The sequence below is a fragment of the Candidatus Acidiferrales bacterium genome (genome assembly GCA_035515795.1).
Taxonomy (GTDB): domain Bacteria; phylum Bacteroidota; class Ignavibacteria; order Kryptoniales; family JAKASW01; genus JAKASW01.
In genome coordinates this window covers 215,905-232,185 of sequence record DATJAY010000003.1, presented here as the reverse complement: position 1 = coordinate 232,185, position 16,281 = coordinate 215,905, and the positions used below count along the sequence as shown (strand labels likewise).

The 16,281-nt window shown below is 48.6% G+C and carries 21 protein-coding genes; 1 reads left to right on the top strand and 20 read right to left on the bottom strand.

The features are described from left to right. Window positions 1-102: 102 nt before the first annotated feature. The 16 genes from VLX91_02275 to VLX91_02200 form a co-directional block, all read right to left on the bottom strand. Window positions 103-609, bottom strand: a complete 507-nt coding sequence (locus VLX91_02275) for a hypothetical protein (protein ID HUI29016.1) — start codon at window positions 607-609, stop codon at window positions 103-105. Between the two features lie 159 nt (window positions 610-768). Further along, window positions 769-1,170, bottom strand: a complete 402-nt coding sequence (locus VLX91_02270) for a hypothetical protein (GenBank protein ID HUI29015.1) — start codon at window positions 1,168-1,170, stop codon at window positions 769-771. Window positions 1,171-1,685: 515 nt separating this feature from the next. Further along, window positions 1,686-1,958: a hypothetical protein gene (locus tag VLX91_02265; GenBank protein ID HUI29014.1), complete on the bottom strand. Its 273-nt coding sequence runs from the start codon at window positions 1,956-1,958 to the stop codon at window positions 1,686-1,688. After that, window positions 1,958-2,194, bottom strand: a complete 237-nt coding sequence (locus VLX91_02260) for a hypothetical protein (protein HUI29013.1) — start codon at window positions 2,192-2,194, stop codon at window positions 1,958-1,960. Before VLX91_02260 ends, VLX91_02265 begins: the two co-directional genes overlap by 1 nt. Before the next feature lie 6 nt (window positions 2,195-2,200). Then, window positions 2,201-2,839, bottom strand: a complete 639-nt coding sequence (locus tag VLX91_02255; protein HUI29012.1) for a hypothetical protein — start codon at window positions 2,837-2,839, stop codon at window positions 2,201-2,203. 174 nt (window positions 2,840-3,013) lie between these two features. Further along, window positions 3,014-3,385, bottom strand: coding sequence for a zinc ribbon domain-containing protein (locus VLX91_02250; protein ID HUI29011.1), 372 nt, complete (start codon window positions 3,383-3,385; stop codon window positions 3,014-3,016). 65 nt (window positions 3,386-3,450) lie between these two features. Beyond that, entirely contained in the window at window positions 3,451-4,059 is a 609-nt protein-coding gene (locus tag VLX91_02245; protein HUI29010.1) for a hypothetical protein, read from the bottom strand. A 93-nt stretch (window positions 4,060-4,152) separates the two neighbouring features. Further along, window positions 4,153-4,443, bottom strand: coding sequence for a hypothetical protein (locus VLX91_02240; protein HUI29009.1), 291 nt, complete (start codon window positions 4,441-4,443; stop codon window positions 4,153-4,155). Between the two features lie 54 nt (window positions 4,444-4,497). Further along, entirely contained in the window at window positions 4,498-6,144 is a 1,647-nt protein-coding gene (locus tag VLX91_02235; GenBank protein ID HUI29008.1) for a restriction endonuclease, read from the bottom strand. Between the two features lie 179 nt (window positions 6,145-6,323). Then, entirely contained in the window at window positions 6,324-6,680 is a 357-nt protein-coding gene (locus tag VLX91_02230) for a hypothetical protein (GenBank protein ID HUI29007.1), read from the bottom strand. A gap of 290 nt (window positions 6,681-6,970) precedes the next feature. Beyond that, window positions 6,971-7,657: a hypothetical protein gene (locus VLX91_02225; protein ID HUI29006.1), complete on the bottom strand. Its 687-nt coding sequence runs from the start codon at window positions 7,655-7,657 to the stop codon at window positions 6,971-6,973. Next, entirely contained in the window at window positions 7,654-7,836 is a 183-nt protein-coding gene (locus VLX91_02220; GenBank protein HUI29005.1) for a hypothetical protein, read from the bottom strand. The genes VLX91_02225 and VLX91_02220 overlap by 4 nt, the downstream gene beginning before the upstream one ends. Before the next feature lie 4 nt (window positions 7,837-7,840). Next, window positions 7,841-8,224 (bottom strand): hypothetical protein, encoded by a 384-nt coding sequence (locus VLX91_02215; protein HUI29004.1) that lies wholly within the window; start codon window positions 8,222-8,224, stop codon window positions 7,841-7,843. Between the two features lie 306 nt (window positions 8,225-8,530). Beyond that, window positions 8,531-9,193, bottom strand: coding sequence for a hypothetical protein (locus VLX91_02210; protein ID HUI29003.1), 663 nt, complete (start codon window positions 9,191-9,193; stop codon window positions 8,531-8,533). Between the two features lie 1,077 nt (window positions 9,194-10,270). Further along, on the bottom strand, window positions 10,271-10,645 hold the full coding sequence (locus VLX91_02205) for a hypothetical protein (protein ID HUI29002.1): 375 nt from the start codon (window positions 10,643-10,645) through the stop codon (window positions 10,271-10,273). A gap of 131 nt (window positions 10,646-10,776) precedes the next feature. After that, window positions 10,777-11,793, bottom strand: a complete 1,017-nt coding sequence (locus tag VLX91_02200) for an NAD-dependent epimerase/dehydratase family protein (GenBank protein HUI29001.1) — start codon at window positions 11,791-11,793, stop codon at window positions 10,777-10,779. Window positions 11,794-11,949: 156 nt separating this feature from the next. Between VLX91_02200 and VLX91_02195 the strand changes: the two genes are divergently transcribed. Continuing rightward, window positions 11,950-12,969, top strand: coding sequence for a zinc-binding dehydrogenase (locus VLX91_02195; GenBank protein HUI29000.1), 1,020 nt, complete (start codon window positions 11,950-11,952; stop codon window positions 12,967-12,969). Between the two features lie 178 nt (window positions 12,970-13,147). On the opposite strand, the gene VLX91_02190 is transcribed toward VLX91_02195, so the two are convergent. The 4 genes from VLX91_02190 to VLX91_02175 all read right to left on the bottom strand — a co-directional run bounded on the left by VLX91_02190 (window position 13,148) and on the right by VLX91_02175 (window position 16,277). Continuing rightward, complete coding sequence (locus VLX91_02190) at window positions 13,148-14,647, bottom strand: aldehyde dehydrogenase family protein (protein HUI28999.1); 1,500 nt, start codon at window positions 14,645-14,647, stop codon at window positions 13,148-13,150. An 8-nt stretch (window positions 14,648-14,655) separates the two neighbouring features. Further along, a complete protein-coding gene (locus tag VLX91_02185; protein ID HUI28998.1) occupies window positions 14,656-15,132 on the bottom strand; it encodes a DinB family protein in 477 nt (158 codons plus the stop codon). A 29-nt stretch (window positions 15,133-15,161) separates the two neighbouring features. Continuing rightward, window positions 15,162-15,647, bottom strand: coding sequence for a hypothetical protein (locus tag VLX91_02180; GenBank protein ID HUI28997.1), 486 nt, complete (start codon window positions 15,645-15,647; stop codon window positions 15,162-15,164). Window positions 15,648-15,740: 93 nt separating this feature from the next. Further along, window positions 15,741-16,277 (bottom strand): hypothetical protein, encoded by a 537-nt coding sequence (locus tag VLX91_02175; protein HUI28996.1) that lies wholly within the window; start codon window positions 16,275-16,277, stop codon window positions 15,741-15,743. Between the last annotated feature and the right edge of the window lie 4 nt (window positions 16,278-16,281).

Genomic DNA, 16,281 nt, shown 5'->3' with positions numbered 1-16,281 from the left:
TAATGTGCGCGGGACACGCTCCTGATCGGGAAGCGTCTTTGTCCCGTGTGTTATCTGCCGTTTGCACCCTGACGAACCCGCTTTCCCTTCTCGTAGTCTCAATCATTGCACGACAGAAAACTTGATCTGTTCCACGGTATCTAGAGTGGTTTTGTCAAAAGAAGGGAAAGATACTTGAGCCGTGTAGTTGCCATCAGCGAGAACGATACTAGAATTTTCATATGGAGTGTCAGGTGCCTTCCATTGGGTATGAAGTGTGTCGTAAGGTTCGAGGAACATCGCTTCGATTACGACGTTTGGATGAGCGATAATGGGACCTGTCGGTTTCGGGTTTGAATAGACCACAACGCTATCCCCTTGTAGGATTTCAAATCTGACGGGTGGCATTGGAGGAAAGTGCGCTGTGAACGTATCCCCACTGTTGTTTGTCAGAGCGAATGACAGCAGGAATGGTTCTCCAGAACGGAACGTTGAGGTGGCCCTCCCTGTTGTATCGCTGATTGTGAACGTGGTCGTCAAGCCGTTCTTTGCACCACCATGAGTGTTGAGCAATCCGCAACCCCCGGCAACCAGTGAAAGCAATATCATCAAAATGATTCTTCTCGTCATGTTAATCTCTCCTTTCAAATTAAATCTAGTGCAAATGTCGCCCAACCTCCGCGCGAATCACGCCGCGCTCCTGGTCGGGAAGCATCGTGATGCGACGCGTGTTAGACGACGCCCCGCTTGCCTTGTCTATGTATATCTCTGGAGAGTAGCTGCTCATATCTACGGGCTGTAAAATGGGATAACCTTCCTTGTGGTTGGGTCGTAAGCCGATGCACTCTCAGCCCCTGGAGGATTGGGGTCTTGCAACGCGATCATAAAAATGTCCTTGTCATCATAATATTGCCAGAATGCGGAATGCAGACGAAGAATCTGTCCATCGGAGTATCCCATCTTATTGAAATAGTTCCGAAACATGTATGAGCTCACCTTTTTGAAGAAGTCACGGCGCCCATCGCCCGGGTGAACGGTATCTATGATTAGTTTGGTCATACCATCAAGGAAGATATTTTTTTTCTTGGAGAGAATACTGTCGTGTTGAGACGCGGAGGGCGCGTCTACCAGTTCATCATCGTCCACCCAGCCTGAGTCAATTTTGTGGAGCAGTGTGTCATTTCCAGCCATGAATTCCTCGGTCCAAGAAAGCGTGCTATCCCAACCATCACCCCAAAGATGATATTTTAGATACTGAGAAGGCAAAGAGGAATAAAGGGGTACCGAGCAAATTATTGTTGTGTCAATTGGAAACCTTTTAGGATGAACCGGGACACTCAGATGTGTGGAGGCACTTCGGTCTACCACTGGCTGTTGCTTACGGTTTCCGCAACCATAGAGGAGCAGAACCAAACATAGTGTCAGAGTGCGGGTCATTCTTCACCTACCTTTACACATGTTATTTGAAATGCGGCGTGTCGCATAACGTCTCGCCGGACAAAGTCGTGCCGCGCTCCTTGAAGCCTGCTATGTGCGTGCCATGAAGCGAACTCGACATATACGATAACTGAGCGCCTTTGTGCCGTTGTTATACGACGTGCGCCGCGCAGAAAAACAAATCTCAGAAAAGACTGGAAGCCGGACTGAGCGAAGCGGCCAATCGTGATATTCGCTACGGTCTTGTTGCTCAGAAACATGATGCGCCGTCATAGCCACTTTATGTACAGGTAAGCGAGTCCAATGACGATGCCCGCCAGACTTCCCCAGAGCATGTCCCGCCTTTGCCTTTCTGTAGTCCAACCCGGTTTTTTCAAGCCGTCTGGAACGAATGGGCGCATCGCTAGACCAGCGAGGCCTGCTAAGATAAGGAAGTACCCCGTTCTCATCCCGTTCAGGGGCCAGAGGATAAAAAAGATTATCACAATGAAGACGTACCAGGACGTGTAGACCAGGTACGGGCGGAGTGCATTCTTGTTCATCAGTCCCACGAGCTTAGCTCTATATGAGTGACACGGTTATAGACATCACGTAACATCGCTGCCATTGAACGTGTGCGCGGCGCATGTTCGCATAACGTCCTGCCGCATCTCGCCGTGCCGCCGTTCCATGAAATATAAAATGTCGGCGGCATGGAGCGAGATCCTTTTGAGCCTGTCCCGACACGATTTAGGTCGGGAAGCGTCGTGATGCGGCTTGTCAGACGACGTTTGCTCATGCGTCATCATAGATTGAATTGTACCCGCGCAGCGAGAGGTACGAAAATTTCATTAGGGACAAAGACCTGAGTGAACCTTCCTTCAATCGAAACACAGACCATCGAATTAATGGGCACCAGGAGACCAAAGCCAACGGCAGCAAAAAAGTTAATATTGGAACTGCCCGTGCCATTATAAGTCCAATGTGAAACATCTTGCGGAGTCGGATCAAACCACTCCGCCACGTCGATTTTTCCCGTAGATAGGTTGCGCAGGCCTCCCTTCACTGAAAGGAATGGGCTAACGACTGGCGTAGCTGCAGTAAATCGCACGCCCAACGATGCTTCCTCTGCAATCGAAGGTTTCCCGGTAACGGCGTATCTAAGACCTGCAACGGCTGGAAGAACAAGCTCCACGTGACCGCCTTCATACGGGTAACGGTCATAACATAGATCGAAATCAATATCCACGTTTGGCATAACGTGGTACGCTAAGCCTCCACCGACAGTCCATCCATTACCCCAGTTGCTCAGGGTACCGCCGCTGTTAACGGCATTGAAAGACTCTCCTCCGAGTACCTCGATAGCCAGTTTTGATTGACCAAACGCAGTACTGGAGACACAGAAAGCAGCAGCCATGACAGCCGCTAAGCTAATAGTCTTCATTCTAATATCCTCCTTTTTTAGAGTAATTGTAACATCCGCGCGAATCACAGCTTGCCACGCGCTTCGCGTGGCCTGTCTCGCGCTCCTTCTTGATATGATGTGCGCGTGGTGTGGAATCCGTAGCCTCGTTTGTGGCGAAGTCACATGACCAGCGATCCATGATATATCTCTTTTTCAAAATGAACCATTGACACGATTAGCATATCCCGATATGAAGCCGATAAGAAACCAGATGAGCCACAAGGCAAGGATGAACCACCCATTTGTCTTGCCCGTGTGATTCTTCGAGGATATGAGAACAACGGCGCATATCAGGGCCGCGGCCTCAAAAATAACCCCGAGAGATGAACCGAAAGCACGGTCAAAAAGCATAAGTACCGACACAACCCATCCCGACGCAATGAGAGCAGTCGGAGTCGGTCGCTCAACAACAGTGGCCTGAGCGGGCTGCTCTGAGGGATGGGGTAACGTCCCGAGAGGCGATCCACAATGTAGACAGTATTTCAACTCGCCTTGATTGTCTTTACCACAGTGAGGACAGAACATTTATCTTTTCTCCTTCAGTTGGCGTTGCACCCAACGCTTCGTCTGTCTCGCGCAACGGCAAACATTCAATGCCCTCCTTGCGAGATGGGCTGGACATCGGTGATCACGAACTCGAAAGTGTAATCCAGAGTTTTGTTCTGGTACTGAATCGGCAGATAAATGCTAAAGCTCTTACCCTTCGATTTCAGTATTGCATCCTTGTATTCAGCCTTATTGAAATCCGCGGTCGGGAATAGATCGTTTTCTTCCCAACCACCTGGATTGGAATAATATTCTCCGTAGTAGCCCTCCCGCCAATAAACATTGTCCGAGGGCAATAATAGGTCGTCTATTGAAGCACCCGGAGGTACTGCGGTTGAAGGATGTGATTCATTACGGTCGGTGTACTTGACTCCAGCGTGCATTACCTTACCAGCCTTCCCATATTGAACTATGGTGGCTTCGTCCCAATTTACTTTTATTACTTCGTTGGTCTTATTCCTGAGAGTGAAGTCCACTTCTTTGTCAGAGACGAAGAAAGAAATTGCAATTTTGTCGTCTTCCCATTTCATCCCGTTTGCAGAATCTGGCTTTGTCAACTTATAGCTATATTCGTATCTGGTACCGAGGTTGAGCGTCATACAGCCCACCAAGGAAGCAAGACTCAATGCGGTGAAAATTATTCTAAGTTTCATGATGCCCTCAATTTATTAATTCTGTTTGCCGCTTGCGCTTAGCGTCTGCGCGAATCATGCCTGTCCGAACATTCCATAGACATTCAAATGACTCTATTTCTTCTTGAGAAGATTGAGCGCATTCTCAACACCAACTAACATTTGAGCATACCACTCGACCATTACTGTTATCAATGCCGCAGTGTACTTTCCAATGACATAGCCTCCCACGCCACCAACCAGTGCCATTATTATTGTGACGTTTCCAGAGTCCTTCCAAACCATTGCAAAAAGGCCTAAGAAAATAAAAGTGAACACGATGATGATAATAAATCGGATGATCTTGCTGATCGTTATGAGACGACGCACTACATCTTCAGTTCGACTTTCTTCATATTCAAGCATATGTTTTCTCCTTACTAATTGTTGAGCGGCGGCACCGCTCTAGATATTCACACTTCACGACTTGTCTTTCTCCTTCTCGGACAAAATCAGTTTGGCAGCTTTGAGATTAATCGTTGCCTTATGTCCGTGTTTCTCAAGCAAATGCAAGAGGTTGCTTCCGTTGAGAAGTGTCAGCGGCTTGCCCTTTGCAAAATCGTAAGCGTCGGGTCCATAGTCGGCAGTAGTAACAAGAATTCCTTTCGTTGCTCCTTCGTTCATCACTGTCCCATATAGATCACGGACCGCTGAGACTCCGACAGTGTTGGTATAACGCTTGGCTTGGATAACAATCTTGCCACCACGAATTGGATCGGGATCAAATGCGACTGCGTCGACTCCACCATCCCGACTGGCTTGAGTTACCTTAACCTCTCCACCCGATTGTGCAAACTCTTTTTCGAATAACTCTCTTATAAGATGTTCAAAATCTTCCCAATCCATTGCCGCCAGGTTGCTAGACTCATCAAGTTCATCGGCAACCTCATAAGACGAGATGAATCGTTTGTCCTCGTGGCTAATGCTGAGAACTGGGGCAATGGGAGTCATACTGTGTAGCTTTGAACTGCCAATACCCTTGAGGTTTTTGAAACAGAGTTTTGGATCGACGCTCGCTAAATTAATGGAAAGAAACTCGGATCGATTAGCTTGAACCGATAATATGCAAGCATTTACGTGCTTCCCCGTCGCCTTATCAATGGACTCAACCCAACCGTTGAACACGATAGAATCTAAAGCGTTGATAACATCTGCTTCATAAAGCTCGTGAATTGTCCGAAGGGTAATTTGATAGATCAAGTTGTCATAGAGTTTGTCAACGGTTGATTCCGTGAGGTAACTCTCGACAAGTTCATTTCTAGATTGGACGTACTTGACTTCCTTAATTGTTGGCATGACATCTCTTGAGGGCAGAGAATACTCGACTATAAGGATCTTTGTTTCAAGATTATAGTCAAGATCAAACTCCTTTGGGAAGTAGTCTGGATAATGAGAGTTAGAGAGAACAAGTTCGCAATAGTCCAGAATAGCATCTCGGTTTCTAGCCAAATATTGGTCTTTTCTTTTTTCAATTGCCTCATTAGACTCTTTTTGTTTGACGAGAAATGCTTCTTCGTCAGCTTGCCATTGCTTTAATTGCTTTTCATACTCCTTATTAGATTCTTCATTCTTTCTCAGTATTTCCTCTTTTTGTTTTTCCCAACGTTGTAAATCAATCTTGTAGAGTTCTTTGGCGGCTTTAATCTTCTTTTCTCTCCGTGAAGAGAATATTTTATCAAGAAAGCTGAGCGCAGGTTGGTAGAGTGGTGTTGTCTCTATCGGTCCCTGCAAAATTTCTTCCGGTTTCGGGGCCTGAGGTTTCGGTTTCGAGAAAGGTGATGTATCCTTTAGCGCTTCCCACTTAATGGTATCATCAACAGCGAGTGTATGTTGCAGTATTTTCTCAAGTTCATCGATTGCGTCAAATGCTTCTTTGGCCCTCGATTGAGCTTCTTCAATCATAGATCGCTTGTTAAGCACTCGCCCTTCCCTTTCCACCTTCTTGCGCCACATTTCGTCCCAGACTGCTTTCTGCGCAGCTGCCTTTTGTTCAACGACGTATTTATCCGTTCCTTTGATCAGTCGGTATTTATTCAAGCCGTCATGTTTTAACTCGACTTCCCACATCTTTTACCTTTCAATTTAAATGGATAGACATCATTCATGCTGGCAACTTACGTGCGCGAGAAAAGGGTCGCGGCGCACTCCTCGTAGCCAGTAATGTGTGCGCCGTGAAGCGAGCACCATGATACACAATAACCGAGCGTCTCTTTTCTCGTTGTTATGCGCTCGTTGCTGCCCGTTCATCAATCCTCCAAAGTCAGCGCAAGGTACTTCTTGAACTTTCCTTCGGCGACACCGTATTGGTCAGCAAACCATATCTTAAGTCTGCCCCGTTCAGTAACTTTGTGTCTCCGATCCTCTGAGTTTATGTCGGGATCAGACAGTTCTTCATTCAGAGCCCACAGCTCTATGCCTTTCTTGTACAAGTCCATTAGGTATTCAGCAATTTCTTCCTTGAAGAGAAATCGTCCATCTGCAGTCTCTCGAATCATCTTGACGGCAGACTGGTCGGCGGGAGGCGTCGGGCGAACCACGGCAGTGAGGTATTCCACCAGCGCCTTGTAGACTTCTAATCTTCGCTGAAACAATTCGTGACGCATTTTGAATTTCGCAAGCCGATATTGCTGGATAGCAATAAATGTGGTGACGATTGCAATTGCGGGTGTCAATAAAGCTGACAAAACTCTAACCCATTCTTCCATATCATTCAACCGGAGCTATTTGCATTGACGGACAGTCGTGGCTGCCTAACGTCCGCCAAGAAGAAGTTGTGCCGCGCCTCCACGCTCTTTCCATGAGTGCGGCGTGAAGCTAACTCTATGTTATATACCATGATGAGCGTCTTTTTTCTGGCTGTTAGCTGCAAGCTGAAGAATCGCATCTACGTGTGTCATTTCTCGCAAGCCACGACAGATATTGGTTGATATCCTGCTGCCACCACGCGCCCACTTGATACGTCAAACATCACGCAATGTTGTTCGTTTATAACATAACAGATTTTGACTGGAGGGGTGTTGCCAATTCCAGTCGGCGTAATGGTAAGCCTGAATTGATAAGCGTAGGATGTGTCCGTCTTCGTTTCGGGATATTTCCACGTCACGTAAATAAGCTGACCTGTGGTTTCAACGCTCTGAGGACATGCCCAAGCTAACGTATCTTTACCACAGAGATCGGCAGCCCTGCTGAAGTACAGGCCGTCGAGATGCTGTGCAAGGCTATCACGTGTAAAGTGACCATAACTGGGGAATATGGAGTACAGAAGTTTGTCCTCTTTCACCATTCCACGTTCTTCAGCTTTGACGATCTCCTTGACCATTTCCTCATCACTTGTTGGGACGTTCAATTCCCCAGTAGTCCAGATAAAGTATGCCAACTTAGCCATCATGGCGTGATGAGCGTCTGCCCACTGCTCATCGGGATGGAGCTGATTTACACCCCGAGCAATCTGGCTTGGCTTGCCAAGGGCTTTTTCCACTTCATCATAAGTCATCCCCACAGCAATGGTCGGTTTCTTACTAGAACAGGAATTTACCATGAGGACCGTGGCAAGAACGAGTAATCCCAATAATATTTTCATTTCGTTTCCTTCTCTGCAATCTCACGTAACGCGCTTCCGCTCGCGGCTAACATCCTCCAGAAATAAGTCCCGCCGCGCATCCATGTTATTCCAATGAGCGCGGCATGAAGCGAGTTCCACCGTATATAATAACCGAGCGTCGTGATTGCCGTTGTTAGGCGGAGTCGCTTTGCTTTCATTGATCTAGTTAGCTTTATCTATTCGCATATCGAACCAGTTATTGTTATAATTGGATTCCTCGATAACAGGCAATTCAGCTCCACGGCCGCAAAGATTATTGGTATTGATCACGAAGAACACTGACGAGGTCGGTGGTTCGATGAAAGCGACAACTTCCACATCAAGAGATGAGTCAGGAGTAATTGTCTCTGCTTGTTGATTGACTATTGAGGTGTGGTCGCAATATCTTTTTTCAAAATCTTCCTGTGTAGTGGAAAACGAAATATAGAAAGGCTGTGCAAGCGGCGCATTGCCAAGGTTCTTAATCCTTAAAGTAAACTTGAATGTCGGACCCATTGCTATAGACCTTCCATATGGATCGTGCGAAATCTCTGATGATCTATTCACCGATACCTCCTCTATCACCAAATCTGGCTTGCCCGTCACATGGGGGTCACTTTTCTGCGCCAAGCCAGAAACGGACCACAAAGCCGAAATTATTAAAATGAAAATCCTTTTCATCACATTCCCATCCATTGTAAAGAGGTCAAGCTTCAAAACAATTTCGCTTAACCAATACATAATTGCATTGCTTTTATTTTTCTATTAATCATACTCTCCAAATTTCACTTGCGGAAGCCTTGCGGCCTCCGCAAGCTTCATACGGGCAATTCATGTCGAAGATCCCGCCTCATGCGGGAAATTGCCCTTGTCTTATTTCTCCGGGCTCGTCGGCGGCTCCGGCACAGGTGGAGCTGGCTTTGCCGATCTTCCTCTCGGGATCTTTATCGGCTTGATCTCTTCGAGCGCCGCCGCGTTTCCCTTGAATGCGGCCTTCGCAAAATTGCGCGTCGTCGTTATCTTCTTGCCCAGGGCGCGAACGGCGGCATCCCTCGTCTTGGTCGCAGCGTTCCGCACCTTCGCCGCGTTCTTCTGTGCCGCGATCGCCGCCACCAGGTTCGCGTAAAGCATCGGGAAGTTTGCGACGTCGTCGGCCGTCATTCCGTTTGCGATGAGCGCGTCGCTGTTCATGTGGACGGGTCCGGTCATGTAGTCCATGTACGTGACCCAGCCCTCGTCGCTCTTCGGCTTGACCGCGCCGATCCTGAATTCCTTCTGCTTCGCCGGGTCGTCCTCGAATGCCGACTTCGCCGCTTCGTCGACCAGTGCGACCGCGTCTTTTACGGACTTGACCGCATCGTTCTTTTCAGCGGTCCTGTCCTGCAATTGAGTTTCAGAGGCGATCTGACTCGAATTGGATTTGACGACGTTATCGTGAGATGAAATGAGGTCGTCGATCCTCTTCTGGCCGTTCCCTCTTGTAATGATGATGTCCTTGTGGTTGTCGAGAGCCTTTCCGAGCCCCTCGGACTCCACAAGTTTTTCATCGACTTTTACGGGGATTGTAGTCCTCCTTTTCTCCCCGGCAAGAGCCCACGCTTGCCGCAGCAGTTTGGTTATACGATGTTATCCTATCTATGTACCGTCCTTTATCGAAAAGGCCGGCATTATAGCCAACACCCTGAACCGCTTCGCATCTTGCTCGTCATGATGCCTCCCGACTATCGTCTCAGGAAGGAGGAGCAAAAAGACTCATGCCTCAAAGTCCTCTCTCGTCACGAGAGGATTCATTTGTATAAGGATCGAGAATCTGAAATAGCCCGCCGTCGTGTAATGAATAACCATGCTCCCTAACGCATCTGACATCCTGCTGCGGGCTGCAATGTTTATCTTATCGTTGACTTAATTTGATAAACGCCAAACACAAAGTCAAATGAATTACGCCGCGGGTAGTGGTTCAGTTTGGGGGTAGGTGGCCCGGTTTGAATGGAAGTTTAGACAATAAAAATGGCAGGCACTCAAGAACCTACCTGAAGTGTACCTGCCAGCGTTCAGGAGAGAATAGGAACATTGTTAATCTATGTATCGAGCAAAACAGTTGCAACTTAAGGGAAAGGCTGGTAGTGGCTCAGTTTCATCCTAGTTGTCATTCCGGCGAACGCCGGAATCCAGCCATTGACCTGGATGCCAGCTTTCGCTGGCATGACAAGGTCTCGCTTATTTAGATGTTCAAACTGAGACACTGCCTAACTTAAGGGAAAGGCTCGGTTTGAAACAAAAAAAAGGAGGAAACATCGGGGAGATGTTCCCTCCTACAGATATGTCAGGGGACAATGAAGTATAATCCATTTGGGGTTCAATGTCAAATAGATGGTAGTGGCTCAGTTTGTTTTCTCTTATAAGACTCGTATATTCTAAATGCGCAAAGTACTCTTTAATTCGTGCAGCTTTGTGCGCCCTGAAAAATGACCGCATCAGCACCCCGCTGGTGCGGTCTCTGTGTTTTCAAACCGAGCCGCTGCCTCAGGGATAGATTCTCCCCGGGAGCAGGCGGGAATCACAGGTATGCTCTGTTTGAATGATTTGAGATGGAGTCCGCTAAACAATCCCGAACTAATCTGAGACTGATGCACAATACCCAATCCCCGGAACCATGTAAGACATCCTTTTTCGACGGAAGAACCCGCTTGAGCATTCCTCCTTGCCCTTTGGATTCCATGTCTGGGCGTTTGGAGCGAATGTCGTAATGTCCGGAAAGGCTGTCTGAGCATCCGGAAGACTTGTCCGGGCATTCGGAACAGTTGCCGCAGCACTCGGAATACTTGTCTGAGTGTTCGGAACAGTTGCCGCAGCGCTCGGAAGACTTGTCTGAACGCTCGGAAGTGTTGTCGCAGCGTTTGGAACGACTGTCTGAACGCTCGGAAGTGTTGTCGCAGCACTCGGAAGCACTGTCGCAGCGTTTGGCGGTATCTTCCGACTACACTGCAAAGGGTCTATTCTATAAAATGTCCCGGATAGGAAGAGCGAAGAAGAATATTTGGCCGTGTCGTCGCGGCGAAGCCTGTTGATCCTGTCATTCCGGGTATAATACTCAAGAAATGTTGATGTGATGCGCTGCCTTATTTAGACTTATAGAGCCTTGTCACCGCAGAAACAAGATACCCGTCAAACGCCTTTTCGAAATCATATGCCGGCATCCATCCCCAGTCCTTTCTCGCTTCTGAATCGTCGACGTCCTCGGGCCACGTGTCAAGGATCGCCTGTCGTTTAGAGTCCGGCTTGAAGTTCACTATGGAAGAAGGGAATGCCTTCATAACGCGGAAGTTCAACTCGCTCGCCGAAGGGCTGAATGAACCGACATTGTAAACCTGCCTCCCGAGTTTCTCGCGCGGGGCCGCATCCAGCTTCAGCAGCGCAGAGACCGCGTCGGGCATGGCCATGAAAGGAATTCTCGTGTCCTCCCGCACGAAGCACGCGTACGGCTCACCCCTCGCGGCATAGTGGAGCATCTCCGGCGCAAAGTCGCTTGTCCCGCCGGTCGGGAGCGTGACTGCGCTGATGAGCCCCGGGAACCTGACGCATCTGAAATCGACTTTGCTTCCCACCTGATGTATATCGAGCTGCCGGTAAAACTTTGTATAATACCTGCCGAGCCTCTCGCAATACAGCTTGTTGATGCCGTACATCGTCCGCGGCTCCGTCCACTCGTCCTCCTTGATTTTCCCGACGACGTGCTTCGTCGCGATGTCGGGCAGACCATAGACGGCGATCGAGCTGGGATAGATGAACTTGATCTCTTTCCCCTGCAGCCGCGATTGCGTCACGGCCATCTCGAGAAGGTTCAATGTACCGTCGACATTCACTTTATGCGCGATTGTCGGCTGACGCTCCGCCCGAGTGGAGAGAAGGGCTGCGAGATGGTAAATGGTGTCGAAGTCGTGGCCGGTGGCCATGGAATCCAGGAAGCGCCCGTCGAGAATGTCGCCCGTATATGCCCTGTAACATTTCGATCGTGTCGAATCGTCGAGAGAATTCAGATCGAGCGCGACTACCCTGACTCCTTCGCGCTCGGCAAAATAAGAAATGAGTCCGTGTCCTATTTCGCCGTTCGCACCGGTAATTAGAATTGTGTCCATTTCCCGACTAAGTTAAATCCTTGCAGCCGAGTTAAGCAACCCCCGATGCTATTTTATTCGGAATACGATACTGAATTCATGAAAGAAATTGATTTTAAACTATGCGGCTTATAGTTTCATAAGAAGCTGTTTTCCAAAAACCAGTCCGGGAGTCTCATGAAACGAAAATCATACAGAATCTCCAAAGTCGGATCACTGAATAATCTAAAGTTAGTCGAAGAAGAAATCCCGCGCCCCGCCGACAACGAGGTTTGTGTCGAAGTGAAGGCGATCGGGCTGAATTTCGCCGATGTGTTTTCAATCCTCGGATTGTACAGAGCGGCTCCGAAAAGAGATTTCATTCCCGGACTCGAGTTCAGCGGGATCGTCATCGAGAAAGGCAAAGACGCGTCAAGTGTAAAAGTCGGTGACAGGATAATGGGATCGATCCGATTCGGATCTTACACGACGCACTTAAACATCGACCACAGGTACGTCTTGAAACTTCCGGACGACTGGTCGTTCGAGGAAGGCGCATCGTTCATCGTTCAGGCATTGACAGCATATTATGCGCTCGTCCCGCTGGGGAACATAAAAGAGAATCAGACGGTGCTCATACACAGTGCGGCCGGCGGAGTCGGAATCTACGCGAACCGGATCGCGAAGAAATTTTCGGCATATACCATCGGCACAATCGGAAGCCCGTCGAAGATCGAATTGTTGAAGTCGGAAGGATACGACGGCATCATAGTCAGAGATAGAAATTTCAAAAGCGAAATCGCAAACCGTCTCAAGGGAAGACAGCTCGACCTCGTACTCGACTCAATCGGGGGAAAAGTTCAGAAGATCAGCTTCGATTTCCTGGCGACGACGGGAAGATTGGTTGCTTACGGGCTCTCACAATTCGCATCACCCGGCCCGCGTCCCAATTACTTCAAGCTCGCGGTCAAGTTCATCACGATGCCCCGGTATCAGACGTTGACTCTCATCGAATCCAACAAATCTGTCCTGGGATTCAACTTAATTTGGCTTTACGAGCGCTACGATTTGTGGATGAAGTTGCTGGGCGAGCTTCAGGCGCTTAACCTAAACAGGCCTTACGTTGGAAAAGTATTTCCATTCGAAAAACTTAAGGATGCGGTAAGGACATTCCAGGCGGGAGGAACAACCGGGAAAGTCGTAGTGAAAGTGGGATGAAAAGACACCGACGCGCAAAGTTATTGCGCCGCATTATGTTGCACGTGGAATAAGATGGATGAAGTTTGATGAAATCCCGGAATAATAAAATAAAAATTGTTCCATTCAGGATACCACAGAAGCTGAAGAGGGAAGAACAATTGAGATAGGGATCCATCTTTGGACTCGCCCCTATCTTTTATTTCGGCACCACAACATCGTACCACGCTCTCTTTTCCCGTGGCACACCATCATCGACATAGATGTGTTTAACCTCCAAATATTCTTCCAGCCCGATTCTGCCAAACTCCCTTCCGATCCCGCTTTGCTTGTAACCGCCGAACGGCACGCGCTCGTTGAGCAGATGCCACTCGTTTATCCAGATTGTGCCAGCCTGGAGCCGTTCTGCAATCGCTTTGGCTCGCTCAATATCTTTACTCCATACCCCGGCGGCCAATCCGTAAGAAGAATCGTTTGCCAGTTCGACCGCTTCGTCGTCGGTCCGGAATTTGTTCACGACTAAAACCGGCCCGAAAATTTCCTCCTGCGCAATTTTAGATTTATTGTCGACATCTGCAAAGATCGTCGGCTCGACGAAATTTCCCCCCGCCAACTTCGGCGCCGACGGCATTCCGCCTCCAAGCAAGACCTTGAAGCCGTTTTTCTTCCCGCCCTCGATGTAATCCAGAACTCGATCTCTCTGCCTTTTCGAAATGAGGGGACCGATGTCGGTTGCAGGTTCGATCGGATTTCCGATTACCATCTTCTTAGATCGCTCAACAAGTGCGGGGACAAAATCGTCGTAAACTTTTTCGTGCACATAAAGGCGAGTCGCCGCCTCACAGCACTGGCCGCTGTGATAAAACATTCCGTAGATGCTTCCATCGATTGCAACTTCAAGGTCGGCGTCGTCCAAAACGATGTTAGCTGATTTCCCGCCGCACTCCAGCGTAAGTCGCTTGAAATTCTCGGCGGCAAGCTGCATGATCTTTTTCCCGACCGCGGTGGAGCCGGTAAAAGCGATTTTATTCACGTCAGGGTGGCTGACAAGCGCCTCACCCGCTTCCGCTCCGTACCCCGGAATTATGTTCACGACACCCGGCGGCAAGCCTACCTCGTCAATTATTTTTGCAAGCTCCATCGCCGTAACAGGAGTAAGCTCCGAAGGCTTCAGGATAACGGTACACCCGGCGGCGAGGGCCGGTCCGATTTTCCACGCAGCCATCTTGAGCGGAAAGTTCCACGGTATGATTGCTCCCACAACTCCCACAGGTTCATACCTTAAGAAATTTCTTGCAAGCCCCGGCTTCGATATTTCCGCAAGTTCGGACCCGTAGCTCATCACGCCCAATTTTCCGAACACGTTAAACGCGCGCGCGCTTAATGCTATGTCCTCCTTCGCTTTCTTTATCGTCGAGCCGGAATCAAGGACTTCCAACTCGACAAGATCGTTTGCGGCGTCATTTATTTTTTCGCTTATCTTTTTTAGGTAGTCCGCTCTCACCTCCGGAGAGAGTTCGCTCCACACGCCGGATTCATACGCCCGCCTCGCCGACCTGACTGCCTCGTTGACATCTTCGCCCATGGCCACCGCAAACTTTGCTATGGTCGACCCATCGAACGGATTTAACGTTACATCATACCCGCCGTTCTTAGGCTCCACGAATTTTCCGTCGATGTAAAGATTATATACGCGCATGATATGTTTTACTTGATCTTGAACTTGCTTTTTATCTTTCCAATCATTTTCACATGATGGTCGGCGTGTTCGACTGTGTCTTCAAGAAGACTCAAAAGTGTCACTTTCCCGGTTTCCGTGTGGATCCCGCATCTGTCAAAATCCTTGTCTCCCATCTTCTTCAATACGCGTGTCATGGAAGTTCGAAGCATGAAAAAAAGTGCGACCGAATCATCCACCGATGATTTGCTGTAAAACAAGCTGTCCGCCCATCTATCCTGATCGTATGCAGGAAGAAGCGGCGTGTCTTCCGCGATAATTTTTTTCATCCGCTGCACCATGTTCATTTCGGAATCCGCCAGGTGATTTACCTGCTGCCTGATGCTCCATTTGCCTTCACCAAGTCGTTTATCCAATTCAGAATCCTTCAAGCCCTCGACCGCGGCAATCAAGTTGCCGGGTTGATCGGCATACTTGCCAATCAATTCGGCAATCACGGACTTCATAAAAATATCCCTTTCTCGAATAAGACTTTCTACATCCTCGACAGCGTCAGCATCAAAATAATAAGGACGAGCACCCAATTGATCACGAAGAAAATAGTCTGTCTCTTGTTAATGGAATCCATCCTGTCATCGATATCTTCAGGCGGATTCGGCTGGCTCAAATGCTCGAGGAGAGCCAACCGCTGACGTGCATTCTTCGGACTCAACACCATCCCCATGGCAAGCAGCACGATGAAGATTAACAATTTTATGCCGAGCCAAGCCTGGCTTCCGAACAGATTTGCGAAAGTTATTTCAAGAGCGATCATATTCGCGATCCCGCTGATCACAAGGACAAGCGCACCGAACGGCGAGAGCAGACCGATGTTCCGGAGAAGTTTCGCGGAGTGCAGCTTCATCCTGAGATCATTTTCCCACCTGAAATTCGATTCGAGTACAGGTCCGGCAAAAAGGAGCGTGAAGATCATGCCGACTCCGACCAAGTGGAACAACAATGATATTGTAAGCCAGTTCATTTAGTTCTTCCCTGATATTGATTCTTGAATAGTGTTTTTTATGGAATTAGTCTTTTTGCGATTGGGTGTTTGTTCTTTGAAAACATACCGTTATCATTTCTGGCCGCCTGCTCCGCCGGCAGCGATTTTCCTCAAGCCATCAATATCGGTTTTCCCTAGGAACGAATACAATACCGATGAATCGGCGACGCTGTCTCCGTTGATCTCAACAAGGAATCTCGTCGCGACGGTAAGTTGCAGCTTTGCCTGATGCAATGTGCTGTCGTAGGTTTCAATCACGCTCAAGCCGCCGTAGCTTACGGTTTTCCTGTATCCCGTCCCGGTTGCCTGATTGGGGCTTGTTGAACTCGAAGGAGGAATAGACATATATGACGGTATGTTAAGCATATCGGTGATCTTGATTGAGATCATAGCCTTATTTGAATCCGGGTGCGATGAATAAATAACGGATGCCCACGAAGTTGTGAACCCCATCATGGTTGATGTTTCCCCGTCTGTTTTCCCGCGGATGTAATCTTGAAAATTGGCCTGTGGAAGGAACTGCTGCAATTCTCTGAAGTTCACAATTTGCGGCTGTGCCGCCGCGGACAGAGAATAAAGAGAAAAAATAAAAATCAATAGCCTGTTCACAAAC